Consider the following 26173-nt stretch of genomic DNA (forward strand, 5'->3'; position numbering starts at 1 on the left):
GTTGAGCACCATGCACAAGCCACCAGCGGCAAAACCGAGGAACGCCGCCGAGAAGCTCGGAGGCACCCCAGGACACCGACGGCGATGGAGCCGGGAACGTCGACGAAGGAGCTCGCCGGGCTGCGTCGGGGCGCACCCCCAGTCCGTCGTTTCGGGCCACGAGCCATGCCATGCAGCTCGGCCACCCGAGGTCGCGGCTCTCGCTTGGTTTGGATCGACCAGATGCCTTTGCCGAGAGGAGCTTCGGAACCCTCTAACATGAGGCCGATGGGATGGGAAGCACTCAGGCATTGGGGTGAAGACGCCGCCCGCATCGAACCGCTCACCGGCGGAGTCGCCAACGACGTATGGAGCGTGCGCGTCGACGGGCGCCTCGCGGTCGGTCGTCTCGGCACCCGGAGCGACGCGGATCTCGCCTGGGAGACCGAGCTCATCCAGCACCTCGACCGAGAAGGTCTGACCGTGCCAGTGCCGATCCCAACGACGGACGGCCGGCTGTTCGTCAACGGTCTCGTGGTGATGACCTACCTGCCTGGTGGACCGCCCGAGACGCAGTCCGACTGGCGTCGTGTGGCTGACACACTCCGCGAGCTACATCGCTTGACGCAGGGCTGGCCGCAACGCCCCGGCTGGCGATCCTCGACCGACCTCCTGCACGCGGACACCGGGACCAAGGTCGACCTCACCGCGATGCCGCCCGAGAGCGTTGCCCGATGCCGAGCAGCGTGGGCGCGGCTCACCGGACGTCAGACCTGCGTCGTCCACGGCAACCCCACCGCCGGCAACGTCCGCATGACCGCGACCCAGGTCGCGCTGATCGACTGGGACGAGTCGCACGTCGACGTCCCCGACCTCGACCTCGTGCTGCCCGACAACGCCGCCGACCTCGACGACGCCACGTACGACATCGCCGCACAAGCGTCAGCCGCCTGGGAAGCCGCCGTCTGCTGGGACGACGACTACGCACTCAAACGCCTCACCGAAGTCCGACCGATCTGACAACGTCTCCAGAAGCGCCCACCCACTTCCTCTCGCCATCATTCGTGGCCAGGTGGCACACGCCAGGCGCCTCGTGCCAGGAACCACCCCACGAGGCAGACGTACGCCGATTTTGCGCGCAGGGCCGGGACGTAGCACGGTGAACGGGCCGGCGTCCGCGTCCCCAGCTGGAACGACGGCCGACAGGGCTGCGTGAATCGCGACGCGCCTGAATCCGCTGCCCGCTCGCTACGAGCGACCGCAGACGGCCACCGGCTGAGGCGCCCGGAGTGCGCCGCGCATGACCCTCGCGGCTTAGTCCGGTTGCCGCTGAGGGTGCATTGACGCGCCTCGCCGCTGATCCGCCAGTCGAGCCGTCCAGGGAGACGAAGTCGACCTTGGCGAGCTGACGGGACAGCAGCTGCGCGCATCGTCGCCGCGGGGACGGTTCATCGACAAGCTACGGCAGCGACGGCGCCGTACTGGAACTGGTGGACGACCACGACGCGCACCTGCTCCTTCGCCTGTCCAACGGTGACTCCGTACATGTGCATCTCGGCATGCAGGGCAAGTGGTTCCGTTCCGCGGACCGGTCCGAACCACCGCTGCGTCAGGTCCGGCTGGCCTCCGGCAGTCGCCGGATCTCGTCGTACGATCGAAGCGCGACTCCTCGCGCACTCGGGGTAGCCGCGTTGCTCCGAACCGCTCGACGCTGTCGTGTCGCGTCGAGGCGTCCGGCGGGCGTGATGACAAGGTTCGAGTCGAACGCCTTGTGGACGGCACTGCCGCGACTGCGGGGCCCAGTCGTCACGGAGGGATACGGCGTACCACGGTCCCGTTGAGCGACCCTCGTGAGATCAGCTTCGGGGGAACAGCCGCGAGTCTCCGGTGGTTGTAACAGATATGCCTCCCAGCACCCCTGCCGAGCGGCTCCTGCGCGTGACCACGATCTACCACGAGCCGGAGATCGACCGACACCCGCGAGCTGTGCAGATCCTCGACCGTTTCCCCAGTGCGCAGCGCATCGAGGTGCCGTCGCACAACAACATCCCGGGCCTCTACGGCAACGAGGGCAACGTCCGCGACTGGGTCCGGAACAAGCGTGACGTCCTGGTGCTGGGTGTGAAGAAGAGCCTGACCGCGAGGCCGAACGGACGGTCCAGTGACTTCATCGCGCCCTCGACGTCGAACGGCTGCGCGATGGCCTGCTCCTACTGCTACGTGCCACGGCGGAAGGGTTTCGCCAACCCGATCACCACCTTCGTCAACATCGAGCAGATCCTCGGTTACCTCGAACGCCACGCCGGCCGTCAGGGCACCAAGACGAAGCCCAACCAGTGCGACCCGGTCGACTGGGTGTACGACATCGGCGAGAACGGCGACTGCTCCGTCGACGCGATGGTCTCGGCGAACGTACGTGACCTGGTCGAGCTGTTCGGCAGGCTGCCGAACGCCAAGGCATCCTTCGCCACGAAGTACGTCAACCGTGATCTGCTCGACTACGAGCCTCGCGGTGGCACCCGGGTCCGGTTCTCGCTCATGCCGCACGGCATGAGCAAACTGGTCGACCTGCGCACCACGCCGATCCCCGAGCGCATCGCCGCCGTCAACGACTTCGTAGCGGCTGGGTACGAGGTGCACCTCAACTTCAGCCCGGTGATCGTTCACGACGGATGGCTCGACGACTGGACGACGCTTTTCGACCAGATCGATGGCGCGCTGACAGACTCCAGCAAACGCCAACTGGCCTGCGAGATCGTCTTCCTCACCCACAACGAGGGACTGCACGAGGTGAACCTGGGGTGGCATCCGCGTGCCGAGGAGGTGCTGTGGCGTCCGGAGTTGCAAGAGCGCAAGCGAAGCCAGAGCGGTCAGCCGAACGTCCGGTACCGCTCCACCACCAAGCGGAGCTACCTCGGACAGTTCACCGAACTGCTTGCCACCAAGCTCCCCTACTGCCGCATCCGCTACGCGTTCTGACGCTTCCCTCCTTCAGGTGGCCGGCTGCCCGAATCGGACCGACGACCTTCTCACTACGAGGACGAGGTACGCCGTCGCACCTGCTCTCTACCAGCGCTTTTGCTCAAAGGTCCACCCGCACCACACGCAAGAGCTCCTGCGCAGGAGACCCAGTGAGCCCTGTTCAGGCCGGGGCGACGGTCCGCGTCACGACCCAGCGGTGAGGAGAGATCGGACGGGTACGGGTGAAGCCGTGATGTTCGAAGGCCGCCATAGGGCCGGTATGGAGAAACGAACCGGCGACCTTACGGTCGTCGGTCTCCTCGGGATAGCCTTCGACGACACCACCGCCGTACTGCGCGATCTGCTCCAGGGCACCGGCCAGCGCGATAGTGGCGATGCCTTGACCGCGATGCCCCTTACCGGTGAAGAAGCAGGTGATGCGCCAATCGGGCAGCGACGTCAGCCCTTTCTCGTACAGGCGTTTGCTCTTCACCTCGGGCAGGTCCTTGGGCGCGCCGAACTGGCACCAGCCGACGCAGCTGTCACCGTCGAACACCAACGCATTATGTGTGGTGCCGTCGTGCACCCGCTGCTCTTTCTCGCTTCGGTTCTGCTCAGCGGTGCGGCCCTTGAGTTTCACGTGGAAGCCCATACACCAGCAACCGCCCCACACCCCGTTGTTCGCCTCGACCAACGCAGCGAAAGCGGGCCAGGTCTCATCACTCAAAGGGCGAACGAGCAACGTTGTCTTCACAACCTGGCAGTATGCCAGCGCGATGGTGCGCAGCCGGATGAACTAGGCGTCAGCTGACCTCCCGAGCATCTGGCTGGGCCGGCTGGCGGCGGGGCGCCGCGCGGATTTCTCTAGTGGCTCGAGGAGCTGTCAGGGGGAGGAACCGGCTTCGCCGACGCCTCGGCGGCGGAGTTCGGAAGGTGTGATGTGGAAGCGCCGGCGGAAGGCGCGGTTGAAGTAGGCCAGGTCGCCGAAGCCGACGTCGTGCGCTATCGAGCTGATGGTCTGACCGGCGTTTCGGGGGTCGCGTAGCGTTCGGTGCGCGATGGCGAGGCGCCGGTCGAGGACATACCGGCTGTAGGTTGTCGTTTCGTCCTCGAACAGCTTGTGGAGATAGCGGGTGGATATGCCGTGGCGGGCGGCGACGGTAATAGGGCTGAGCGCAGGGTCGGTGAGACGACGATCGATGTCGCTCTTGATCGCCATCAGCCGAGCCGCACGAACGCTAGGTCTGTTCGCCGGCGGTGAGAGCTGGTGGGGTTCGAGGCTGTGTCCGATGAGATCAGTCAGGTGGAGCACGACGATTTCAGCAAGCGCAGTGGACAGCACCGGGCCGGACAGGGCGCCGCGGACGTAGCTGGTGAGCAGCCGCAGCACGGCCGTGTCGGCGGGCAGGAGCCGCAGCGGAGCGGTTCTTGCGCCTGCTGACTCGACCGGAATACTTCCACGAGGCAGGCGTACGCCGATCATGCGCGCAGGGCCGGGACGTAACACGGTAAAGGGGCCGGCGTCCGCGTCGACCGCGATGGCTTGACCGGCGCGGAGGCTGATCTCGTGTCCGCGCCAGTCGACGAGACTGTCACCGGAGAGGTTGATGCCGAAGAAGATGTCGTCGTCCACGGTGGTTCGGTGGGACTCGCCGCCCTGACGCACCCCGGCGAATGATCCGGACAAGATGCGGGCCCCAGGCAGGTGCCACTTGACCAGGTCGACGCGAGGTGGATGGCGCGCGATCGGCTCCAATGGCAGCAGGCCCTGCTCGCGTAGCTCGCTCAGCGCGCGGCGACGTACCGACACCGGGATGTCCCGGGTCGTGAACCGCACTGCTGGCACCACGCAAGGCGACTCGGCCATCGCCGCTCCTCGTTCCCACCACGACGACCTTCTGCGGGCCATGCGGTGTCGTCCTGTTCACGATAGTCCTGCTGAGTGTTCGCTCCGGTCCGAGCGTTCAAGCAAATCCATTCATAGCGTTGCGTCTATGACTGTCAAGCGGGTCCTCATTGTCGGTGGCGGGATCGCCGGACGTAGCCTGGCGGTTGCGCTGCGTGGCGGCCCCTGGCAAGTCGAGCTCGTCGAGCGTGATCCTGGACGAAGCCCACTTGGTGCCGGATTGGCGGTGCAGCCGAACGCGATGCGCGCGCTGTACGACCTCGGCGTCGGCGCGGCCGTCGAAGAGGCCGGCGCCGCGATTCACCGGTTCGAGTACCGCGACCAGCAAGGATCCCTCCTCTGCGACATCGACCTTGACGACCTTTGGGGCGGCCTTGCTCCGTTCGTCGGCATCACACGCAGCCGGCTGCACAACGCGCTGCTGGACCATGCGCCGAGCGAACGCCGCCGATCGGCAACCTCGGTCCGGCAGCAGAACGGTCAGGTGTCGGTGACCTTCGACGACGCGACCGTCGTGGACTATGACCTCGTGATCGGAGCTGACGGGATCAACTCCGCCATGCGTCACTCCGGCATCGACCACTGTCGCCCGGTGTACGGCGGCCAGATGGTCTGGCGCAGCATTGCACCGGTCACGTCCGCGTCGCCCCACGCGGTGCAGTTATGGCTGGGTCGCGACCGCTTCTTCGGATTGTGCCCAGTCGGCGCCGGCCTCACCTATGGCTTCGGGAACATCACCGGCGCCCGCTTCCGCGACCCGACGGCCGGTCGCAGACAGCGGCTCGGCGAGGCCTTCGCCGATTTCGGCGCACCGGTGCGCGACTATCTCACCGCGATCGCAGATGATCAGGACATCCACTGCTCCCCGATCGAATGGCTGCCCAACGTCGCATGGCGCAATGGCCGACTGGTCCTCATCGGCGATGCCGCGCACGCGATGCCGCCCATGATGGGACAGGGCGGCTGCATGGCGATCGAGGACGCCCTCGCACTCGGCAACCAGCTGCGGCGCGCCGACAACATCGCCACCGCACTCGACACATTCGTCGCTCGTCGCGCCCCACGCATCAACTGGGTGCGCCAGCAAAGTCTCGCGCTGACCAACCTCATACAGCTCCCAGTCGACGTCCGCAATCACGGCCTACAGGAGCGCGGCACAAGAGCCTTCTACGACCGCTACCGACCTCTAACCGACCCGGCCTGACACCGCAGCACAGACGCAGGGGTCGTCCCCGCGCACACGGCACTCCCAGATTGCCGGAAGGCGTCCAGGGGCACCCGCGCTGCACGGATCATGCCATTGGGGTCTCACTGGGTGCTCGCTTCGATCGCGTCGGCGATATCCGGCGCCAGCTCCTGATAAGCCACACGTGTCAGGTGCATGCCGTCGGCGTCGAACGCTGCGGGACCTAACCTGTCGGACACCGCGTGTACGCCCAGTGCGATGCCTCCGCACGCCTGGACGAGCTCGGCCAGCACCCCGGCGTAGACCTGGATCAGAGCGTTGCCTTCGGCGGTGTCGAATTCGGTGCTTCCCGAAAGTCGCAGGCACGCAACCCGACGCCTGACCGGCGCATCTGAGGTCCGTCCTTCGGCGAGCGTGTCAGCGGAGGACGAGGGTGTGGTTCACGCTCGACCACGGCACGTCGAGCCGTCGCATCCCCCGCAGCGATGCGTTCGAGCTCGATGTCGGCCAACACCAGTCGAACACGGTCGTGGGCAGCCAGGTGAACAGGTCACCGGCCCACTGAAGACCGGTGTCGGTCTCGCCGTACCAGAAGTATCTGGCTCCATTGGAGGCGCCGCCGCGCACGGTGACAGTGCCGCCCGGCGGGATCTGCCACCAACCCTTCTTCGCCCAGTTCTCACCGTCAGGACAGTTCGGGTAGTGATACGCGAGCGCGAAGTAGATGCGCGCGTTCCCGTCGTTTCGCACGTAGACAGCCACGTCAGTCCTCCGCGGTCAGGCTGCGGGGCGGCGGGAACGGGTCGTCGTCGGCATAGTCCGACGACTGCTGGACGACCCCCGGGGAGTGGACATCGGCGGTGAGGCCGGGCGTGCGGCCGTCACGGTCGGTGGTAGGGCTCACGCCTTCGTTAGCCGGCATAGGTCCGAGGGCTTCGATCTCGTCGGCATCGAGGCTCCGGTAGAGATCGTTTTCGTCTGACATGCGAGATCTCCATCCGTGGGGGAACCCCTAGCAACTTCGAGTGTAGGACCGGCGCTCGCGGTCTCTCAACCCTGTCATGGCCGGAGTCGCGCCGGAGCGCAAGCGACAGCAGGCCCGCCGCTGATCCGCGTCGACGTCGTTGCAACCGGTGCGCATCGAAGCTTAGGCGCCCACCTCGTCACCACCCGTTGTCAAGACCTCGACGCGCAGTCCCGTTCGTGCATATACCGGAGGTCGCCGGGACGTCGCCATGATCGTCGGCATGTACCTCCTGCCCGCGTCATCACCCGGTACGCGCAGACGCCGCACGGCGCGGGCTACGGCTTCGGGCTGACGACCTTCGTCGCCGGGCTGGTTCCTCATCCCGTTCTCGGTGCGGGGGTACCCACGATCAGACCGCGGGACCCGAACTAACGCCTCACCGGGACCGCTCTTCGCTCACAACCAGGTAGTGCTCCCACTCGGTTCCGGCCAGATCGCGCAATGCCCACCTCCTCCAGGCGCAGGCCTTGCTGACGAGGCCGTGTTCGACCACATCAGTCGCCGCACGGCCCTGCCGCCGTGGCACCGTACCGGGGGTCATCGCCTATAGGGCGAAAACTAGCTGTATCGAGAGCAGGAAGACGAACTCATGCACCTGGCGATCCACACCATCCGTGCCGCCGTCCGCACCGCACTGTCGGAGGATCACGCAGATGACGACGTGACCACACAATGGAGCGTCCCGTCGCACGTGCACGTCGAGGCCGCGATGATCGCGAAGCAGGCAGGACGAGTGGCGGGCCTACCACTGGCAGAAGGCGTGTACGACGCGATCGACCCTTCCGTCACGGTGCGACCGGCGGTCGCCGACGGCGACCAGGTTCGCCCAGGGCAGGCGCTGGCGTGGATCAGCGGACCGGCGCGCTCGATCATCACCGGCGAGCGGGCGGCGTTGGACTTCGTCCAGCGGATGTCGGGCATCGCCACGCTGACCTCCGCGTTCGTGACCGCCATCGGCAACCACGACGTCAAACTCCTCGATACCCGCAAGACAGCGCCAGGTCTCCGGGCTCTCGACGAGTACGCAATGACCTGCGGCGGTGGAACCAACCACAGACTCGACCCAAGGGCCATGGTGCTGCCGAAGGAGAACCACCTGGCCGTCGAGGTCGAAGTCACCACCTTGGCCGAGGCCTACGAGGCAATGGATGGCCAGGTCGACTAGATCATGCTGGACAACATGTCCAACGACGTCATGAGGTCAGTGGTCGAGCAGCGTGACGCATCCGGGTCTGGCTGCCGGCTCGAGGCCTCGGGCACCATAAGTCTCAAGACGGTCGCAAGCATCGCCGCCAGCGGCGTCGATGCCGTGTCCGTCGGCGCACTGACGCACTCGGCGGCGGCGCTCGACACCAGCCTGCCGATCAGCCCGTCCGGGCATCAGGAGAATACTGTGCGGCCACGAGCCGGATCATCGGGGTGGGCGCAGCACGGCGAACGGGTCGGTCACCGTCAATTCGCGGGCCACGAACTTGTAGACCGTGGCGGGGCGCCCACCGGACTGTCCGGGCCGGGCGGTGCGATCGGTCGGGCCGATCACCTGTCGCCGGGTCAGAACCCGGGTCAGATTGGTCGCGCTGAGCTCATAGCCCAAGGCGGCGCTGAACAGGTCGCGCAACTCGGCGATGGTGAACTCAGCCGGAGCCAGAGCGAACCCGATGTTCGTGTAGGACAGCTTCGCCCGCAGCCGCCCAACGGCGGCGTCGATGAAGTAGTGGTGGTCGAACGCCGTACGCGGCAACTCGTCCACCCGGCGCCAGGCCGTGTCGGCCGGCAGATTCGGCCGCACGTCGGACGGAACCAGCCCGAGGTACGCGGTCGCGAGGACCCGCGTCCGCGGATCGCGATCGATCGCACTGTGGGTGGCCAACTGCTCCAGATGGGCGACATCACGGACATCGACCTTCGCCGCGAGATGACCGGTGATCGCCTCCCGGAGCCGTTCCGTGGGCCGCACGCCACCCCCGGGCAGCGCCCAGCGATACCGGAACGGGCTCTGTCCGCGCCGCCACAGCAGAACGCACAGGTTGCCGTCACGGACGGAGAGCACCACGGCGAGCACCTCGTGCGGATAGCTGGGGATGTTGACCGGATCACTTTTCTTGGTCACGGGCATGTCGCCGATGGTATCGTCACACCAGTTATCGCCTATCAGGCGAAAACTGGCTGAAGGAAGGGAACAGGCAATGTTCGTTGCCCAGGGCACTGCGGCGACCTGGCCGGAAGAGGTGCGACGCCTGGCCCGCGAGCGGGACGCGGTCATCCTCGCCCACAACTATCAGGACCCCGCGATCCAGGATGTGGCCGATCACGTCGGCGACTCGCTCGAACTGTCGCGGATCGCCGCCATTACCGATGCATCGACGATCGTCTTCTGCGGCGTGCACTTCATGGCCGAGACGGCGAAGCTGCTCAGTCCGGACAAGACCGTGCTGATCCCCACGGACCAGGCCGGATGTTCGCTGGCCGACACGATCGACGCCGATCAGCTGCGGAGCTGGAAGGCCGAGCATCCCGGGGCCGCGGTGGTTGCCTATGTCAACACCAGCGCCGCGGTCAAGGCGGAAGCCGACGTGTGCTGCACGTCGTCGAACGCTGTGGCCGTCGTGGAGTCGATCCCACCGGACCAGCCGATCCTGTTCCTGCCCGACCAGTTCCTCGGCAACCATGTGCGACGGCAGACCGGGCGCGACAACATCCACGTCTGGATGGGTGAGTGCCATGTCCACGCCGGGATCAGTGCAGCCGATCTGCGGGCTCAGGTCGAGGCCGATCCGGCGGCGGAGGTTCTGGTGCATCCGGAGTGCGGCTGCGCGTCCTCGGCGATCTGGCTCGCCGGCGTCGGTGACCTGCCTGCGGACCGGACCCGGATCCTCTCCACCTCCGGGATGCTCGGCGCCGCCCGCGACATGACGGCGAAGACGGCGCTGATCGCGACGGAGATCGGCATGCTTCATCAGTTGCGCAAGGTCAACCAGCACACGACTTTCCGGCCGGTGAACCCGAAGGCCTCGTGCCGCTTCATGAAGATGATCACGCCCGAGCTGGTGCTGCGGTGCCTCCGCGAGGGCCACGACGAGGTCCAGGTGCCTCTCGACGTGGCCGAACGTGCCCGGCAGTCGGTCGAGCGGATGGTTGCCATCGGCAGACCCGGTGGTGCTCGGTGAGATGATCCGCCGACGTCGTCGTCATCGGCAGCGGTGCGGCCGGCCTGTCCGCCGCGCTGGCCTGGCGGCGACCCGGACGTACTCGTCGTCAGTGCCGTTTCGGGAATACACCGTGGGCACAAGGGTGGGATCGCCGCCGCGTACGGCGACGACGACGGCTCGACCATGCCCACGACACCGAGATTCGTCGCCGGCAAAGTCACGCCGCGAGCACCGGCCCCGGCCACATCTTTCCCGACGACAGTGCCTACACCACCGCGGCGCTGGTCTGCATCGGCGCCATGGCGATCACGACGCTGACAAGCCTCGCTGTCGCCCGCCGACGCTCGTCCGAGTCCAACCTGCAAGTCAGATGCACTTATCCCAACACTGGAGGTTCCATGCCCAAGGGCTACTGGGTCAGCGTTTACCGCACCATTTCAGACCCTGAGAAGCTGGCTGCTTACAACACGCTGGCCGGTCTGGCCGTCCGTCCCGCGGGCGGGCGGACCCTCGTCCGTGGCGGTCGGGTCGTGGCGCATGACGCCGGAATCGCCGAGCGCACCGTCGTGGTCGAGTTCGACAGCTTCGAGCAGGCCGTCGCGGCGCACGAGAGTGCGGCCTACCAGGAGGCGCTGGTCGCCCTCTCCGACGGCGTCGAGCGCGACTTCCGCATCGTCGAAGGCATCGACTGACCGAGGTCCAGTCGGATCTTCGCTGAAGGACTCTGTCGGGAATCTTGAGGACAGACAGTTGACGATCGTGACGTTGGTCCGGCTCGCCGGAACATGATGCATATGTTCCCGGGGAGCCCCGTCGCCGCACCGCTCGCCTAGGCGCAACAGCTCGTTACGAGCGCGCGCACACCTGGTCGGCGGCGCCGCGACATAGCCGAGAGCGTCTCAGCCGCTCGAGATCTCACCTCGGGAATCGGGGCAGCCCTATTCGATCTCTTCGCAAACCAGTCGCCAAGGCCACGAGCCCGTCCCTAGGGTGTGGAGGTGGTTCTACGACTGGAAGCAGTGGTCTTCGACGTGGCCGACGCGACCGCGGTGGCGGCCTTCTGGGCCGGGCTGCTCGACCGAGAGGTCCTCACGGAGCCCGGCGGCGCGTTGGTACCAGGTGACAAGACACAGGTCGGGCTCCGTTTCGTCACCTCCGACACCTTGCAGGTTGGCCCGCGACGGTTGCATCTGCACCTGACCAGCACCAGCCTTGAACACCAGCAGCGAACTGTCGAGACAGCGCTGCGCCTGGGCGGCCGCCACATCGACGTGGGCCAAGGACCCGACGACAACTTCGTCGTACTGGCCGACCCTGGCGGCAACGAGCTGTGTGTGATCGAGCCGGGCAACAACTATCTGGCCGGCACCGGCTACCTCGGCGAGGTCACCTGTGACGGAACACGAGACGTCGGCCTATTCTGGCGCGACGCGCTGGGCTGGCCGCTGGTGTTGGACAACAACGGGCAGACCGCGGTCCAGTCGCCGCTCGGCGGCACCAAGATCTCATGGGACTCATGGAGCGAATCGCCGACCCACCCCAAGAACGCAAGGAACCGGCAGCGCTTCGACCTGGTCACCGCGGACCTCACCAGCGAGGCGGAACGACTGGTCTCACTCGGTGCGACCCGTCTTGCCGACCGGGCTGACCGCGTCGAAATGGCCGACCCAGACAGCAATGAATTCGGCCTTCACCCAGCCTGAGTCTCAAGTCACCGACTCCAGCACGCGCGCCGGTCCGGCATCCGCCTAGAGCCGTACCAACCCCCATCCCAGGCGAACCCCAGACTGACTCACCATTCGACAACTAAGTCATGACACGGATCTACTGAACGCATCCGACCGCCGCATGCCCGTCACCGGCGCGTCGTTCAGTAGTCGTCGACAGCGCGCACCTTCTGCTTCGCTCGACCTCTCTCTTCTGGTCCGGGCCGGGTGGCACAGTCTCAGGCAGATACCTCGCGGTGTTCGTGACCGGATCTACTCCTGCGTAAACCCGCATCCTGACGGACCTCGACGGCAGCGCCTCATCATTACCTGGCTGGCGCTTCTTCTCCGCAATCCCCTTGGCCATGTCAGGCATCGTAGGGCGGTTCGTGCCACGAACCATGCCACGCGGCTTCTGGAGGGGATTCCAAGGTCAGGAACCTGGCCTTGACCTGAAGGTTCTGGTGGAGCCGCCTGTCGGAATCGAACCGACGACCTTCTCTTTACGATGAGGACGCTCAGCGTCGCATTCGCCCTCTAACAGCGCTGCTAGCAACACGAACGCCCGCACCGCACTCGCATTGCACCATGAATTCCAGGGGTTCGCACCACGTCCTGCACCACGGCCGCGGCCGACGAGGCAGCGCGGCCGCTCCGATTGATCGTCCGCTACTCGACGGCCGGCCTCTGGCCTAGTTCGATGCACGTCGCGCGCTGCTGGGACGGAGACCGGACCTGACCGCGGGCGAAGACGGTTGGTCAAGTGCGCTGGCCGACTGTGCTTTACAGCGATATAAGCTTCAAGGAATCTACGTTTCGTAGCACGCTGTGACAGGACCCGGCTACGGACGGCTGAGGGGTGAGAGAGGGGACGGACACGATGGTGACGCTGAGGGAGGTGGCCGCCGCAGCCGGGGTGTCCATCAAGACAGCGTCGAACGTCGTCAACGGAATCTCCCGGGTCTCACCCGCGCTCCGGGAGCGGGTCGAGCGCGCGGTCGCCGAACTCGACTATCGGCCCAACGTCGCGGCCCGCAACTTGCGCAGGGGGCGGACCGGCTTGGTCGCGCTGGGCGTTCCCTCGTTGCGGAACCCGTACTTCGCCGAGCTGGCCGACCTCATCGTAGAGGCTGCGGAACGGCAGGGCCTGACCGTCTTGGTCGACAGCACGCGCGGCAGTCGTAGCCGTGAACGCCTGGTGCTCGACGGTTTCGGGATGCAGTTAGTCGATGGGTTGATCCTGTGCCCGCATGGGCTGAGCAACGAGGATCTGGTGGATCGACGCGACCGCACTCCGCTGGTGCTGCTCGGCGAGCGGGATATCGCCGCCGGCGACAATATCTCGATCGACAGTTACGAGGTGGCCTTCACCGCAACCCGGCACCTGCTCGACGGCGGGCGGCGGCGGATCGGCGTCGTCGGGTTCGAGGCTTCGGTGAGCAGCGACGACATGGCGCGGCGCCGGATCGCCGGCTACCGGGCGGCCCTGGCCGAGGCCGGCCTGGAGTACGACGCCGGCCTGGTGCGGATGATGGGCCGCGGGCATCGCGCGGACGACGCCGGCGAGGCCGCCCAGCAGTTGCTGAGCGAGCGGGCGGACCTGGACGCGCTGTTCTGCTTCAACGACGAGTTCGCACTCGGCGTCATGCGCAGGCTGGTGGCCGCCGGGGTCAAGATTCCCGACGATGCCGCCGTGATCGGCATCGACGACGTCGACGCGGGCCGGCTGTTCAGCCCAAGCCTGTCGACCGTTTCGCCGGACAAGTTGATGATCGCCGAACGGGCCATTGCGATGTTGCTGAACCGGATCGGTGGCGACGATGCCGCACCGCGTCGCGAGATGGCCGGCTTCCGGCTTATCGCGCGGGAGAGCACCGGCGGCTGAGCCCCATCGCGGCCGAGGCCTTTACAACGTTGCGTACGACGATGTAAAAACTACCCCCAGAACCCGCGGAGCGCGCACTGCCGCCGGTCCCTGGCAAGGATGTCTCCGTGCCCCGATCGAAAAATACAACGTTTACCCGCATCGGATACAACGTTTACCGGTGTGAGTCGAGGAGGATTCCGATGGATGCCTGGACCCGACGACGGTTTCTGTCCACCAGTGCCGTCGGCATGCTGGGCCTGGCAGCGACCAGCTGCTCGAGCTCGTCCCCCAAGACCGGTCAGTCGGCCGGCACATTGACCTGGTGGGACAACTTCAACGCTCTGCAGGACCTGCACGCCAAGACCTTGCAGGACTTCTCCGCAGCACCTGGCGGTATCCCGACGAAGTACACGTTCTACCAGCTGGCCAAGTACGGCCAGGCGCTGCAGTTGGCGAAGCAGAGTAACCAGCAACCCGACGTACACACCACCGCGAACCTGGCCACGCCGCTCCCGGTACTGATCGACGGCGGCTGGTTCCAGCCCCTCGACCTGGCCGACGAGGTCCTGGCCCGGTTCGACGAGGACGACCTGGTCGACGGCATCCACCGCTTCGACGGCAAGCTGTACTCGTTCCCGCTGTTCAGCAACCGGTGGCACAACGCCGCGCTGTGGTTCCGCACCGAACTGCTCGACAAGGTCGGAGCGACGCCGCCGAAGACTTTCGACGAGTTCCGGACCGTCTGCGGTCGGGCGAGGAAGGCCGGCGACGGCGTCTCCGGCTGGGTTGCCGGACTGAACGCTAAGAACCCCTACTTCCTGGTCCTCAACGCACTCGCCCAGGCCGCCGGCTTCCAGGGTTCCGAGGGACTGGACTTCCGCACCGGCGAGATCCGGTACACCGACGACGCCTATTTGCAGGTTTTCGAGCTCTTCGACAGCCTTCGCAAGGACAAGCTGATGTTCGCCGGGGCGACGTCGAGCAACGCGATCCAGGCCCGCGGGCGCTGGGCCGCGAACTCCGGCATCTTCTTCTTCGACGGTCCGTACCAGGTCGGCTCGGTCAAGCGGGACTTCCCGAAGGCACTCGACGGGATGGGGCTGGCCGGCCTGATGAGCGGCGACGCGGCGGGATCGCCTCAGGTCTACCGGCCCACTGCGCCTGGGGCGCTCTACTTGGCGAAGTCGTCCACAGTCGCCGCGGCGGCGAACAAGCTGCTGGGTTCGTTCACCACGCCTGAGTACTACGCCGGGCTCGCCGCGGCGATGGACCAACCCCCGCGCGATCTCACCGCGGTCTCGAGGTCCGAGGCAACCCATCCCCTCTACAAGGAACTCTGCGCCCAATACGCCAAGCACACCTTCACCGCACCCTCCGCGGTGGTCGGCAATCCCGACGTCGCCAAGGTCAACGCCCTGATGAAGGCACCGGCGGCCGACCTCGGAGACATCTTCCGTGGCGTGATGAGTGGAGAGATCACCGACTACCGGGCCGCGCTGGCCAAGTTGTCCGGCCAGTCGATGGCCGACCGGGAGAAGGCGATCAAGGCAGCCGCAGCAAAGGGAGCCCAGGTCAGCGCCGACGACTGGACGTTCCCGAACTGGAAGCCTGGCGCCGACTACACCGCGGCGATGTACGAGGCGCGCTGACCAAGCCCTCCCAGTCCCCCTATTGAGACGGCGGAAACCTTGACGACCTCACGCCCGAACATCTTGCTCATCATGACCGATCAGCACCGCTACGACGTCCTGTCGGCGTACGGCAACAGCCACGTCAGGACACCGCACCTGCAACTGCTCGCCGACCAGGGAACGACGTTCGAGACCTGCTACACCACGAGCCCGGTCTGTGCGCCTGCTCGAGCCTCGGTACTGACCGGCAAATACCCGCACGCGCATCGGCTGTGGTGCAACGGGGTGACACTTCCTGATCAGCCACTCGTGTCGCGCAGGCTCGCCGACGACGGCTACCGCTGCGGCCTGATCGGTAAGCGGCATCTGTCGAGATGCTTCCGTGGCATTGAGGAGGCCGAGATCGACGACGGGTTCGACAGCTTCCGCAAGTGGGCGCACGACCCGAGGCACGGATCACCCGACAACGCCTACCACCGCTGGCTCGAGACCAACCATCCGAGGGTCTGGGAGAAGGTCCGGGAACAGGTCGATCATCCGGGTGCAGACCACCCCGACAGCGGTCCTCGCGACATCGACTGCACCGAGACCCCTGCGCACTACAGCACCTGGGTGGCGGAGGAGGCGAAAGAGTTCTTGCGCACGCAGGACGCCGGGCAGCCGTTCTTTCTCTGGGCCAACTTCTACGACCCGCACCATCCCTTCGCGGCCCCGCGCGAGTACCTGGATCGGTACCCACCGGGATCGGTTCCGCCGCCGGTGGGCGGTCCCGAGGAACTGGCCGGCAAACCTTCGGTGCAGGCGGAGATGAGCCGGCGCGGCTATCAGCTGCACGACACCGGTTTCGGCGCCGACCGAGCCGCGGAGATCAACCACTTCCGCCGCGCGTACTACGCGATGGTGACGATGGTCGACGACAAGGTCGGCGAGATCCTGGCAGCCCTCGACGGAGCCGGCCTGGCGGAGAACACCCTGGTGATCTTCACCAGCGACCACGGCGAGATGCTCGGCGACCACGGCCTGCTGCTGAAGGGACCGATGGCCTACGAGGGCGCGGTCCGGGTACCGCTGATCATGCGCTGGCCCGGCACCCTTCCGGCCGGTCGGCGGAGTTCGGCGGTCGCCGGGCTCCACGACGTCGGCGTCACGATCGGCGCCGCGGCGGGCACTGAGCCGTTGCCGGCAGCCCACGGCCAGGACCTGCTTGCCGTGATCCGCGGTGACGAATCCGGACGGGACTGGGGGTACGTCGAGTACCGCGACTCGAACCGCTCCGACGAGCCGGCGGTCTGCACCACGATGCTGCGGTCAGGAGACTTGAAACTGGTCCAGTGGCACGGTCACCCGGCGTCGACCAGCACTCGTGACGGGGAGCTGTACGACCTGTCCGCCGACCCTGACGAACTCGTCAATCTCTGGCATTCCGCCGATCACCTGGCAAGCAAGGCGGACATGCTGGCCATGCTCGCCGACGTCCGGGTCCAACTGGAGGACCGTTCGCCCGTACGCGAAGCCCCGTGGTGACCGCACAACTGTGTTGAACCCGCCCGTTCCGACAGAGAGGGGCATCCACATGCACCGCAAAGTCTCCACCACCGGAAAGGTGATGGCAGGGGCCGTCGCCCTGGTCATGGTTCCGGTCGTCGGTGCCGCGGCACCGGCGAGTCCGAACCGCGCGCTGGTCGATCCGACGATCACAGTCGATGTGTCGAACCTCAAGTTCGACCTCGGCCCGGCACAGCTCGGTGTGAACCAGGACCACTGGTACGACGACGCGCACGGGTTGTGGGATGACACCACGGACGCGCCGAGACCGGACACCGCCGCCAAGGCGACCCAGGCGGGCGTCGGCGTACTGCGGTTTCCCGGCGGGACGCCGGCCGGCCTGTTCAACTGGAAGCGCGCTATCGGCGACCCTGCCCAGCGTGGCTGTCAGATGATCGGCAACGTTCCGCACCACGAAGCAGCCACCGACAACGACTACGGCCCGGCCGAGTTCTCCCAGCTGGCCGACTCCGTCGGGGCCGAGAAGCACATCATGGTGCCGATCGCGAACGAGTCACCGGCCGACGCGGCCGCCTGGGTCGAGTACATGAACGCCGCCGTGGGCACCAACCCGGACGGTGGCATCGCGTGGGCAGATGTCCGGGCCGGCCACGGGTACAGCGAGCCGTTCGGCGTCGAGCACTGGGAGATCGGCAACGAGCCGGACCGCAACGGGCAGGGGTACTGGTTGGGGCCCGATGGAGGTCCGCTGACGGGCCGGCTCGCCCGCTACATCGACGGCGCGGAGCTTGCGCAGGACAACGTCGCGTTGGGTCGTGACTGCGACTTCTCCCAGACTTCCTCGAACGGAACCGCCGGACAACAGTTCTACTTCCTCTACGGGCTGATCAAGCCCGGCACGTCACCAACCGTCAAGGTCGGATCTGCCACCTGGACCGAGACCGCTGATCTCGGCACTGCCGGTCCCACCGACCAGGTCTACGGCCTGGACCGGGACAACGGCACTGTGACCTTCGGCGACGGTATCCACGGCGCGATCCCGGTGATGGGCGAGGCCGTCACCGCGTCGTACACGTTCAGGCACGACGGCTTCGTCGCGATGTATGACGCGATGAAGAGCACCGCGGCGCAGATCGGTACCGAGATCAACGTCTGCTCGACCTGGGCCCCGGTCTTCGCACGCAACACCGACCCGGCCCAGGTGAATCAGCCGAGCTTTGCCGAGGCGATGGCGACCAGGGGTTCGGCCGACGGCTACGACTGCGTGGCGATCCATCCGTACACCAACTTCCGTCGTGACTTCGGCCTGGCGGATGCGTGGGTCGGCCCGCTGGACGGGCATAACGATCACATGCTGGGCGACGCCTGGGCGGCGACGATGGTGCGCACGCTGAAGCAGGACGTGGACGCCCACTCGCTTCCTGGAGCGGATGGCAGGGCGGCGTACACGACTGTCTCCGAGATGGGCGCCCTATGGTTCGCCGGTGGCGTCACGCCGGATCCCGGCGACAATTTCCCGCGGTACGCGGCCAGCATGACGCACGCCCTGTACATGGCGTCCCAGTTCATTCATCACACCCGCCGCGACGTCCGCCTGATCGAAGGCAACACCCTGGTCGCCGGCGACGACGAGCTGCGCAGCATGCTGGGCGGCGCGAACTTCGGCTACGTGTTCAGTGCCGAGGCGTACACGCGGCAGGCGATGAAGCCGTTCTACTCCACCGGGTCCCGCTGGGTCGCGAGCGAGATCCTGAACAACCCGGTCAACGTGGTCGAGAGCAAGGGCGAGTACCCGATCCTGGTCACGGGTGCCTCGCTGGGCGCCGACGGGGCACTGCGGATCGTGGTGGTCAACCGGCGGCCGAACAACGCCCAGCTCGCACAGGTGGCGCCGAGTGGTTTCACGCACAGCGGCACAGTGGAGGTCGCTACGGTCAAGGGGAACGCTTTCGACAGCTACAACGACGGTACTGGCCCGGACGCACCGGGAGATGACTCGGTCGGTCTCACGAACAGCACTGTTCAGAAGAACCAAACCTTCTCCTACACGTTCCCGGCCGCCTCCGTCACCGTGCTCACTCTCCGGCCGGGCGCATGAGTTTCGCGAACCCGGTCTACGCCGCGGACTTCGCCGATCCAGCGGTACTTCGCGCGGCTGGTTGCTGGTGGGCGTTCGCGACCAATGGCGCACTGGGGAATGTCCAGGTACTTCGCTCGGACGACCTGGTGCGATGGACACCGGTCGGTGACGGCCTGCCGAATCCAGGGCGGTGGGCCGTCGCCGGCCGGACGTGGGCTCCCGAGGTGACCGTGCATGCCGACCAGTACGTGCTGTACTACACCGCTCGAGTGGCGGGGTCGGATCTGCAAGCGATCGGGCGAGCGGTCGCTTCCCAGCCGCAGGGCCCGTACCACGATCACTGGACGGAGCCCCTGATCTACCAGTCCGACGCGGGCGGTTCGATCGACGCCAGCCCCTACACGGACAGCGACGGGCGCCGGTACTTGCTGTGGAAGAACGACGGCAACGCGGTCGGCCGCGACTGCTGGATCTACGCCCAGGAACTGACGGAGTCGGGTACGGCGCTGCGCGGCAGTCCGGTTCGCCTGATGACGCACGACCAGCCGTGGGAAGGCTCTGTCGTCGAGGCGCCGTACCTGCTTCGGCGGCCGGACGGACTCCACCTGTTCTACAGCGGCAACGCGGTCGGTTCGGAGCGTTACGCGGTCGGCCACGCGCTCTGCGAGACCCCGCTCGGCCCCTGTCGTAAACCGGCAACAGAACCGGTGCTGCGCAGCAACGATGTCGCGGCCGGCCCCGGTCACTGCGTTGTCGTCGAGCACGACGACAAGACCTGGATGGTCCACCACGCCTGGCGTCCGGACGACGTCCGCGCCCACCAGCACGGCCGCGCGATGTGGGTCACCGAAGTGGCCTGGCAGGCCGGCAGGCCGGTCTGTCACGGGCCGTCGGCCTCCGTCCCGAGCTCGCCTTAGCCGTGATCGGCCGCCAGTTCACTCATCAACTCGTAGTTGCACAACCTCGTTGGCCAAGGATTCGGAGCCCTAGTATGACCGCAGTCGTCGAGCGCAGCGATACCGTCGTCGCGCACCCGGACGACGACCGATCGCGCAGGAAGCGACGACCTATCTGGAGCACGGTGTGGGTCTGGATCTTCCTCGCCCCCACCATCGTCTTGTACGGCGTCTACACGGTCTATCCGATCTTCGCCAGCTACTGGTTCTCGTTCGTCGAGTGGAACGGGTTCGAGGAGTCCAAGACCTGGGTCGGGCTGCGGAACTACCGTGAAGTGCTGGCCGATCCGTTGTTCTGGAACTCGTTCAAGGTCACGGCGTTGTTCACTGTGGTGGCGGTTCCGGTCAAGGTGGTGCTGTCGTTGCTAGTGGCACTGTTGCTGAACTCGCCCAAGCTGCCGCTGCGAAACCTGTTCCGGACGGCGTTTTTCCTTCCGGTGGTGACCACAACCGCGATCGTCGGTGTCGTGATGCAGTTCGTCTTCGATCCCGCAGACGGACCAGTCAACCGGCTGCTGCTGCAACTCGGCCTGGTCGACGAGGGAGTCAGCTTCCTTGGCCACTCGTCGTCTGCCTTGTGGACAGTGGTCGCCGTCTATGTGTGGAAATGGTTCGGTGTGACGCTGATCTACTGGCTGGCCGCGCTGCAGACGATCCCCGACGACGTCTACGAAGCCGCACAGATCGATGGTGCCGGACCGTCGGCGATGGTGCGGCACATCATCGCGCCGTTGCTGAAGCCGTTCACGATCATCATCACGCTACTGACCCTGGAGGCGACGCTGAAGGTGTTCGACCTGATGCTGACCATGACCAACGGCGGGCCATCCTTCTCCACCGAGGTAGTCGAGATCTACATCTACCGCTGGGCCTTCGCCGCGACCGTTCCGCAGCTGGGCTTCGCCTCGGCCGCCGCGGTTCTGTTCGGCCTCTTCGTCTGCCTGCTCGGCCTGCTCCAGTTGGTCGGCATCCGTGCCGCCCGGAAATCGGGAGGAATGCGATGAACACCACTACCGCAGCGCCCCCGCAGGTGCGGCGAGTTCGACGGCGCAACCGCAACCGCTGGACGGTCGGGTGGGTGCTGAGCCGCCTGCCGTACTGGATCGTCGCCGTCTTCCTCTCCGGTGCGGCCTTCCTCTGGATCTATCCCTTCCTGTGGATGGTTTCGGCCTCGCTCAAGGACCAGCTCGAGGTCTTCGCCTCCGGGCTGGGACTACTGCCGGACAAGCCGATCTGGGAGAACTACCAACGCGCGTGGGGCGAGGCCGGATTCGGGAAGTACCTGGTCAACACGGTGATCGTCACCGTCAGTACGGTGGTGATCGTGGTCGTCCGCTGCGCGATGGCCGGCTACGTGCTGGCCAGGTACCGCTTCGCCGGGCGCAGGGTGGCGCTGACGATCCTGGTGGTCACCTTGTTCGTGCCGACCGGCTACACGATCATCCCCGTGATCGACATCTCGCAGCGGTTGGGTCTGCTGAACTCCCTGGCAGGGATGATCATCGCCCTAAGCGGCGGCGCGCACGTGGCGGCGATCCTGTTGTACATGGGCTACTTCCGGCAGGTGCCGCGTGAGCTCGAGGAAGCCGCGGTCATTGACGGTGCCGGCTTCTTGTCGTTGTTCTTCCGGGTGATGCTGCCGCTGGCGATCCCGGTCACCGCGACCGTCACCTTGATGACGTTCCTGGCGACCTGGAACGCGTTCTTCCTGCCGCTCGTGTTCAGCTTCAGCCGGCCAGACTTGCGCACCTTGAGCGTCGGCATGCTGGCATTCGTCGGCGAGAACTCGGTCGACTGGTCGGGGATGGCCGCTGCCGCAGTGATCTCGCTCCTGCCGGTCGTGCTGCTGTTCGCACTACTACAGCGCTACTTCGTCGAGGGCGTCGCCGGGGCGGTGAAGTCGTGACCTCTCGTCCGAACATCTTGCTGCTGTGCACCGACCAGCAACGCTTCGACGCGCTCGGCGCCTACGGCAACGATGAGATCATGACGCCCAACCTGGACCGGCTGGCCGCACAGGGTGCGCTGTTCAACCAGTGCTACGTGCAGAACCCGGTCTGCGCGCCGTCCCGGGCCAGCCTGATGACGGCCCGCTACGTGCACTCGCACGGACTGTGGGCCAACGGCGTCAGCCTTCCGTCCACCGAGCGGATGTTCACCCGTGACCTCGCCGACGCCGGCTACGATTGCGGCCTGGCAGGCAAGCTCCACCTGGCCGCCTGCATCGATGATCGCACCGAGCAGCGGCACGATGACGGTTTCCGGATCTTCCGCTGGGCGCACGACCCCGGCCACGCCTCGCCCGGGAACCAGTACCACCGGTCGCTCGAGGAGCGCTTTCCCTCCTTGTATTCCGCGGCGATGGATCCGGGCTCTCCGGTCACGTTCGGGGACCTGCCGACCGAGGCGCACTTCACCCGGTGGGTCGCGGAGGAGACGATCGGCTACCTGCGCACCGGACGCGATGCCGCCAGGCCGTTCTTCTTCGTGGCGAACTTCTTCGACCCGCACCACCCGTTCGGGGCGCCGCAGGAATACCTGAACCGGTACGACGCCGGCGCGCTCAAGGCCCCGATCGGGTCTGCCGAGGATCTGGCCGGCAAGCCGGCGATCTACGCCGAGGCCTCGAGAAGGTCGTACGCCGGCTCGGAGAAGGGCTTCGTCGAGTACACGGCCGACGAGATCCTGGCCGCCAAGGCGGCGTACTACGCCATGGTGACCTTCGTCGACGACGAGATCGGCCGGATCCTCGACGTACTGGACGAGCAGGAGCTCACCGACAACACGATCGTGGTGTTCACCAGCGACCACGGCGAGATGCTCGGCGACCACCAGTTGATGCTCAAGGGCCCGATGATGTTCGACTGTGCTGTCCGGGTGCCGTTGGTCATCCGGTGGCCCGGCGTGATCGAGCCCGGCAGCAGACCCGAGGAACTGGTGCAGTGGATCGACCTCGCACCGACCTTCATGGATGCCGCCGGCCTCCCCCCGATGGGCCGCGCCCAGGGACAGAGCCTCCTACCGCTCATCGCCGGCCAAATCGCGGCCGACGGCGCCGACTTCCGCGACTGGGCGCTATCAGAACACCGCAACTCCAGCCACCCGTACGAACCTGGCGTGTACACCACGATGCTGCGGCACGACAGATGGAAGGTCGTCGTCCACCACGGCGCCCCTGTTACCAGCCGGGACCGCACCGGCGAGCTGTACGACCTGGTTGACGACCCCGACGAACTGACCAACCTTTGGGATGACCCACAGCACACACCACTGCGGCTGGCAATGCAGGAGAAACTGCTCGACGTCTTGGTCGCCACCGAGGACAGGAGTCCGCCAAGAGAGGGGAACTGGTGACGGACCTGCGCTGTCGCAGCAAGACGGGCTAGCGCCGACCTTGACGACGGGTCACCCCCAAATCTGGCACATAGGAAATGGCGGCCTGAGCACGATCAAATCTGTGCTGTGCCCTCGGCAAATATAAGGTAGGCCGAGGACCGCTGACCTGGGTCCGTTGCTGCTCGGATGGAGCCGCCTCCTACAACCGAACCGACGCCCTTCTCATTACGAGTCCGTCACCACAGGCGGAGACAGCCGACGGCCCGCGATCCCGAGCGCCGAACATGCTCACTGGTCGCGGGTCGTTGACGGCTGTTCCGGGCCGTCCGGAGGCACCACTCCCGGACATAGCCAGTTTGGAAGTGCGGCCGACCGTCCGCGCGGCTGAGGCTCCACGCCCGAAACCGATACCCGCAGCACCCCGTAAGTGACCGCCATCGACCACCTGTTAGGGCACGTGGAGGGCACGGCGACGGGATCGCCTCGGTGTCACTGAGCCCCCGTCAGCGCGAAGCTTCCGGTTGGCGTCAGAGCTGTCACAGTGACGGCGACCGTGCTCTCGTCTGGAAAGCAGAGGTCGAAGGCGTCACCTAAATCACAGAAGAACGTCAGATCGTCGCCTTCCTCGATCCGCGCGAGTTCTCCGGTTGCTTCCCACCCATGGTCCCCGACCGAAATCGTCACGGAGACCTCGAATGCAGCCAGGCAGGTCGAGCTGTTCGCCCACCATTCGAGCCGGGCAGCGGTTGCAACTGAATCCATGCGGCGATCTTGGCATGGCCGGGTGCTCAGCCTCGATTGTTCGACACCGACACTTGCCCCGTCCCCCTAATGGGTGTTATCGGGTCGGTCGCTGGCAGACTCGGTGCCTGTAGCCGCTCAAGTGAGCACTCTGTCCCCGTGGACCTTCGAGTCCTGATATCAGAGCGTGCCCTTGTTGGTGGTCGGGAGATGTGAACGGCTGGTGGGGTGTCGTGCCTGCTGCCTTTGGTGGCGTGAGCAGTGATCCATTAGGGCGCCGAGGTCTTCCGCAGGCTGCTGACACTCATCGAGTGCGTGACGGGAGAACTTCACAGTGTTGTTCGTTGGCGACGACTGGGCCGAAGGCCACCATGACCTCGAGGTCCAAGACGACCAGGGGCGGGTGCTGGCTCGTCGACGGGTGAACGAGGGCATCGCGGGGATCGTGAAACTCGATGAGCTGGTGGCGGAGTTCTTGGCTGATGACAGCGGGCCCGAGCAGTCTTGGTCGGGATCGAGACCGATCGTGGTCCGTGGGTGCGGGCGCTGATCGCGGCGGGGTACGTGGTGTTCGGGGTGAACCCGAAACTGGCCGCCAGGCATCGCGAGGTGGTGTCGTTGTCGGGCGCCAAGGACGACAAGACCGACGCACACACCCTGGCCGACCTGGCCCGCACCAGACGTCACCAGTTGCGCCCTATCGAGGCTGACTCCGACCTGGCCGCCGGGATCAAGGTCCTCACCCGGGCGCATCAGACGTTGATCCAGGAACGGACCCGGCACATGCTGCGGATCCGCGCGGCGCTGCTGGACTATTTCCCGGCCGCGTTGGTCGCCTACCAGCTGGGCACGTTGACGCTGACGGGTCCTGATGTGCTGGCGTTACTGGCCAAGGCACCCACCCCTGCGGCCGCAGCGAAACTCACGACCGCCCAGATCACTGCGGCGTTGAAGATGGCCGGCCGGCGTGGGGATGTGCCCGGTCGGGCCGCCGCGGTCCGGGCCGCGCTGCGCACCGAACAGCTCGGCCAGTCCGACATCATGGCCGGTGCCTACGCGGCCACGGTTTGCTCGGGCGTGGCGATCTTGCAGACCCTGAACACCGAGATCGCCGGCTTGGAAAACGAGGTCGAGGCCTATTTTGGCCTGCACCCGGATGTTGAGATCTACCGCAGCCCGCCCGGCCCCGGACCGATCCTCGGCGCCCGGGTGCTCGCAGAGTTCGGTGACGCCCCGGGCCGTTACGCCGACGCGAAGGCCCGCAAGAACTACGCCGGCACCGCACCCATCACCCGGCAATCGGGAAAGATGAAAGCGGTGCACGCCCCGTTCATCCACAATGACCGGCTCGTCAACGCCCTCGACCTGCAGGCCGGCGCCGCGATCCTGCGCGACCGCTATGTCCGCGCCTACTACGATCAGCTCCGCGCTGGCGGCCTCGGCCACCACGCCACCCTGCGCCAACTCGCCAACCGGCTCGTCGGCATCCTCCACGGCTGCCTAAAACCCGGACTCGCTACGACCCCGATGCCGGCTGGGCACACCGCGCCATGCCCACCGCAGCCTGACCCTCCAACGCCTTTGTCTCACAGACGCCACACGCCGCATGGAGCGTTCGCCGTGGAAGGATGACGGCCTCGGTCGAGGCGAAGGAGGACTGAGATGGGCTGGCTGGGATGGCTGTTCGATCGCCTTGTCCTGTCCAAGGGTCGGCCGAACGATGTGGCTATGCGCGACACCGACACCGGGCCTGGCCTGTTCAGAATTCAGTCGGAGTCGGTTGCACTCACCGACCGCGATACCGTTCAAAGATGGCTGCGCGAGTTGCGCCCAGGGCGCGCCCAACGGATCTTCATACACCGGTCTTGGGGCACGCTCGTCGCCATCGCGGACCGACGTGGCCCCGTGAATGTGCTCTTGACCGACGGCGAGACAACGTGGTTTGCGACCATTCGCGGAACCACTAACGAGCAGCCGCTGCCCCCCGAACAGATTGAGCACGTGATGCTAGACGCGCTAACCTCGCCGGCACCCCCGGATTGGCCAGAGTGGCGCGTCCTCGTCTGAGCGGGACCCGACCACGACAAGAGCACATCCACAGTGGCCCCGCCGCAACCGGCGCTCCGGCCTCCTCCATGGCTG

Annotated in this window: 22 protein-coding genes and 3 pseudogenes; 18 read left to right on the forward strand and 7 right to left on the reverse strand. The window is 66.3% G+C overall.

Features of this window, described 5'->3' with window-relative positions:
* The first annotated feature begins 267 nt into the window (after positions 1-267).
* A complete protein-coding gene (locus E1218_RS22930; protein ID WP_132323442.1) occupies positions 268-999 on the forward strand; it encodes a phosphotransferase enzyme family protein in 732 nt (243 codons plus the stop codon).
* Positions 1000-1881: 882 nt separating this feature from the next.
* On the forward strand, positions 1882-2958 hold the full coding sequence (locus E1218_RS22935) for a spore photoproduct lyase family protein (protein ID WP_132323444.1): 1077 nt from the start codon (positions 1882-1884) through the stop codon (positions 2956-2958).
* Positions 2959-3121: 163 nt separating this feature from the next.
* Here E1218_RS22935 and E1218_RS22940 read toward each other — a convergent pair whose 3' ends face one another.
* Together E1218_RS22940 and E1218_RS22945 are read right to left on the reverse strand one after the other, a co-directional pair.
* Positions 3122-3694, reverse strand: coding sequence for a GNAT family N-acetyltransferase (locus E1218_RS22940; protein ID WP_233712398.1), 573 nt, complete (start codon positions 3692-3694; stop codon positions 3122-3124).
* Between the two features lie 129 nt (positions 3695-3823).
* Positions 3824-4807 carry a helix-turn-helix domain-containing protein gene (locus tag E1218_RS22945; RefSeq protein ID WP_165949378.1) on the reverse strand — a complete coding sequence of 328 codons (984 nt, stop codon included), beginning with the start codon at positions 4805-4807 and terminating at the stop codon, positions 3824-3826.
* Between the two features lie 127 nt (positions 4808-4934).
* Between E1218_RS22945 and E1218_RS22950 the strand changes: the two genes are divergently transcribed.
* Positions 4935-6050: an FAD-dependent monooxygenase gene (locus tag E1218_RS22950; protein ID WP_165949379.1), complete on the forward strand. Its 1116-nt coding sequence runs from the start codon at positions 4935-4937 to the stop codon at positions 6048-6050.
* A 104-nt stretch (positions 6051-6154) separates the two neighbouring features.
* Here the strand turns inward: E1218_RS22950 and E1218_RS36205 are convergent, their stop codons facing one another.
* The 3 genes from E1218_RS36205 to E1218_RS22960 form a co-directional block, all read right to left on the reverse strand.
* Positions 6155-6325, reverse strand: a complete 171-nt coding sequence (locus tag E1218_RS36205) for a hypothetical protein (RefSeq protein WP_165949380.1) — start codon at positions 6323-6325, stop codon at positions 6155-6157.
* A gap of 124 nt (positions 6326-6449) precedes the next feature.
* Entirely contained in the window at positions 6450-6794 is a 345-nt protein-coding gene (locus E1218_RS22955; RefSeq protein WP_132323461.1) for a DUF1036 domain-containing protein, read from the reverse strand.
* 1 nt (position 6795) lies between these two features.
* On the reverse strand, positions 6796-7017 hold the full coding sequence (locus tag E1218_RS22960; protein ID WP_132323463.1) for a hypothetical protein: 222 nt from the start codon (positions 7015-7017) through the stop codon (positions 6796-6798).
* 631 nt (positions 7018-7648) lie between these two features.
* On the opposite strand from E1218_RS22960, the pseudogene E1218_RS22965 reads away from it, so the two are divergent.
* Positions 7649-8407 (forward strand): annotated as a pseudogene (locus E1218_RS22965) (nicotinate-nucleotide diphosphorylase); the annotation flags it as partial.
* 63 nt (positions 8408-8470) lie between these two features.
* Here the strand turns inward: E1218_RS22965 and E1218_RS22970 are convergent.
* The gene (locus E1218_RS22970) at positions 8471-9265 is read right to left on the reverse strand and encodes an NUDIX hydrolase (protein WP_233712401.1); all 795 of its coding nucleotides are present in this window, start codon (positions 9263-9265) and stop codon (positions 8471-8473) included.
* Between E1218_RS22970 and nadA the strand changes: the two genes are divergently transcribed.
* The 12 genes and pseudogenes from nadA to E1218_RS23035 all read left to right on the forward strand — a co-directional run bounded on the left by nadA (position 9246) and on the right by E1218_RS23035 (position 23308).
* Positions 9246-10226, forward strand: coding sequence for a quinolinate synthase NadA (nadA, locus tag E1218_RS22975; protein ID WP_132323465.1), 981 nt, complete (start codon positions 9246-9248; stop codon positions 10224-10226). The two genes, E1218_RS22970 and nadA, sit on opposite strands and share 20 nt — an antisense overlap.
* 23 nt (positions 10227-10249) lie before the next feature.
* Positions 10250-10342: pseudogene (locus E1218_RS38245) on the forward strand (hypothetical protein); the annotation flags it as partial.
* 264 nt (positions 10343-10606) lie between these two features.
* Positions 10607-10900 carry a DUF1330 domain-containing protein gene (locus tag E1218_RS22985; RefSeq protein ID WP_132323467.1) on the forward strand — a complete coding sequence of 98 codons (294 nt, stop codon included), beginning with the start codon at positions 10607-10609 and terminating at the stop codon, positions 10898-10900.
* 327 nt (positions 10901-11227) lie between these two features.
* Positions 11228-11911 carry a VOC family protein gene (locus tag E1218_RS22990; protein WP_325052856.1) on the forward strand — a complete coding sequence of 228 codons (684 nt, stop codon included), beginning with the start codon at positions 11228-11230 and terminating at the stop codon, positions 11909-11911.
* Between the two features lie 883 nt (positions 11912-12794).
* Positions 12795-13799: a LacI family DNA-binding transcriptional regulator gene (locus E1218_RS23000; RefSeq protein WP_132323473.1), complete on the forward strand. Its 1005-nt coding sequence runs from the start codon at positions 12795-12797 to the stop codon at positions 13797-13799.
* A gap of 182 nt (positions 13800-13981) precedes the next feature.
* Positions 13982-15430 carry an ABC transporter substrate-binding protein gene (locus E1218_RS23005; RefSeq protein ID WP_132323475.1) on the forward strand — a complete coding sequence of 483 codons (1449 nt, stop codon included), beginning with the start codon at positions 13982-13984 and terminating at the stop codon, positions 15428-15430.
* 63 nt (positions 15431-15493) lie between these two features.
* Positions 15494-16936 (forward strand): sulfatase-like hydrolase/transferase, encoded by a 1443-nt coding sequence (locus E1218_RS23010; RefSeq protein WP_267900321.1) that lies wholly within the window; start codon positions 15494-15496, stop codon positions 16934-16936.
* A 49-nt stretch (positions 16937-16985) separates the two neighbouring features.
* A complete protein-coding gene (locus tag E1218_RS23015) occupies positions 16986-19016 on the forward strand; it encodes a hypothetical protein (RefSeq protein WP_132323479.1) in 2031 nt (676 codons plus the stop codon).
* Positions 19013-19915 carry a glycoside hydrolase family 43 protein gene (locus tag E1218_RS23020; protein ID WP_132323481.1) on the forward strand — a complete coding sequence of 301 codons (903 nt, stop codon included), beginning with the start codon at positions 19013-19015 and terminating at the stop codon, positions 19913-19915. Before E1218_RS23015 ends, E1218_RS23020 begins: the two co-directional genes overlap by 4 nt.
* Before the next feature lie 2 nt (positions 19916-19917).
* A complete protein-coding gene (locus tag E1218_RS23025) occupies positions 19918-20958 on the forward strand; it encodes a carbohydrate ABC transporter permease (RefSeq protein WP_233712400.1) in 1041 nt (346 codons plus the stop codon).
* Positions 20955-21860: a carbohydrate ABC transporter permease gene (locus E1218_RS23030; protein ID WP_132323483.1), complete on the forward strand. Its 906-nt coding sequence runs from the start codon at positions 20955-20957 to the stop codon at positions 21858-21860. Before E1218_RS23025 ends, E1218_RS23030 begins: the two co-directional genes overlap by 4 nt.
* Positions 21857-23308, forward strand: coding sequence for a sulfatase-like hydrolase/transferase (locus E1218_RS23035; protein ID WP_132323485.1), 1452 nt, complete (start codon positions 21857-21859; stop codon positions 23306-23308). Before E1218_RS23030 ends, E1218_RS23035 begins: the two co-directional genes overlap by 4 nt.
* 471 nt (positions 23309-23779) lie before the next feature.
* On the opposite strand, the gene E1218_RS23040 is transcribed toward E1218_RS23035, so the two are convergent.
* Entirely contained in the window at positions 23780-24052 is a 273-nt protein-coding gene (locus E1218_RS23040; protein WP_132323487.1) for a hypothetical protein, read from the reverse strand.
* A 313-nt stretch (positions 24053-24365) separates the two neighbouring features.
* Between E1218_RS23040 and E1218_RS23045 the strand changes: the two are divergent.
* Positions 24366-25599 (forward strand): annotated as a pseudogene (locus E1218_RS23045) (IS110 family RNA-guided transposase).
* A 94-nt stretch (positions 25600-25693) separates the two neighbouring features.
* The gene (locus E1218_RS23050) at positions 25694-26098 is read left to right on the forward strand and encodes a hypothetical protein (protein WP_202866145.1); all 405 of its coding nucleotides are present in this window, start codon (positions 25694-25696) and stop codon (positions 26096-26098) included.
* Positions 26099-26173 lie beyond the last annotated feature (75 nt).

The organism is Kribbella turkmenica (assembly GCF_004348725.1).
Lineage (GTDB): Bacteria > Actinomycetota > Actinomycetes > Propionibacteriales > Kribbellaceae > Kribbella > Kribbella turkmenica.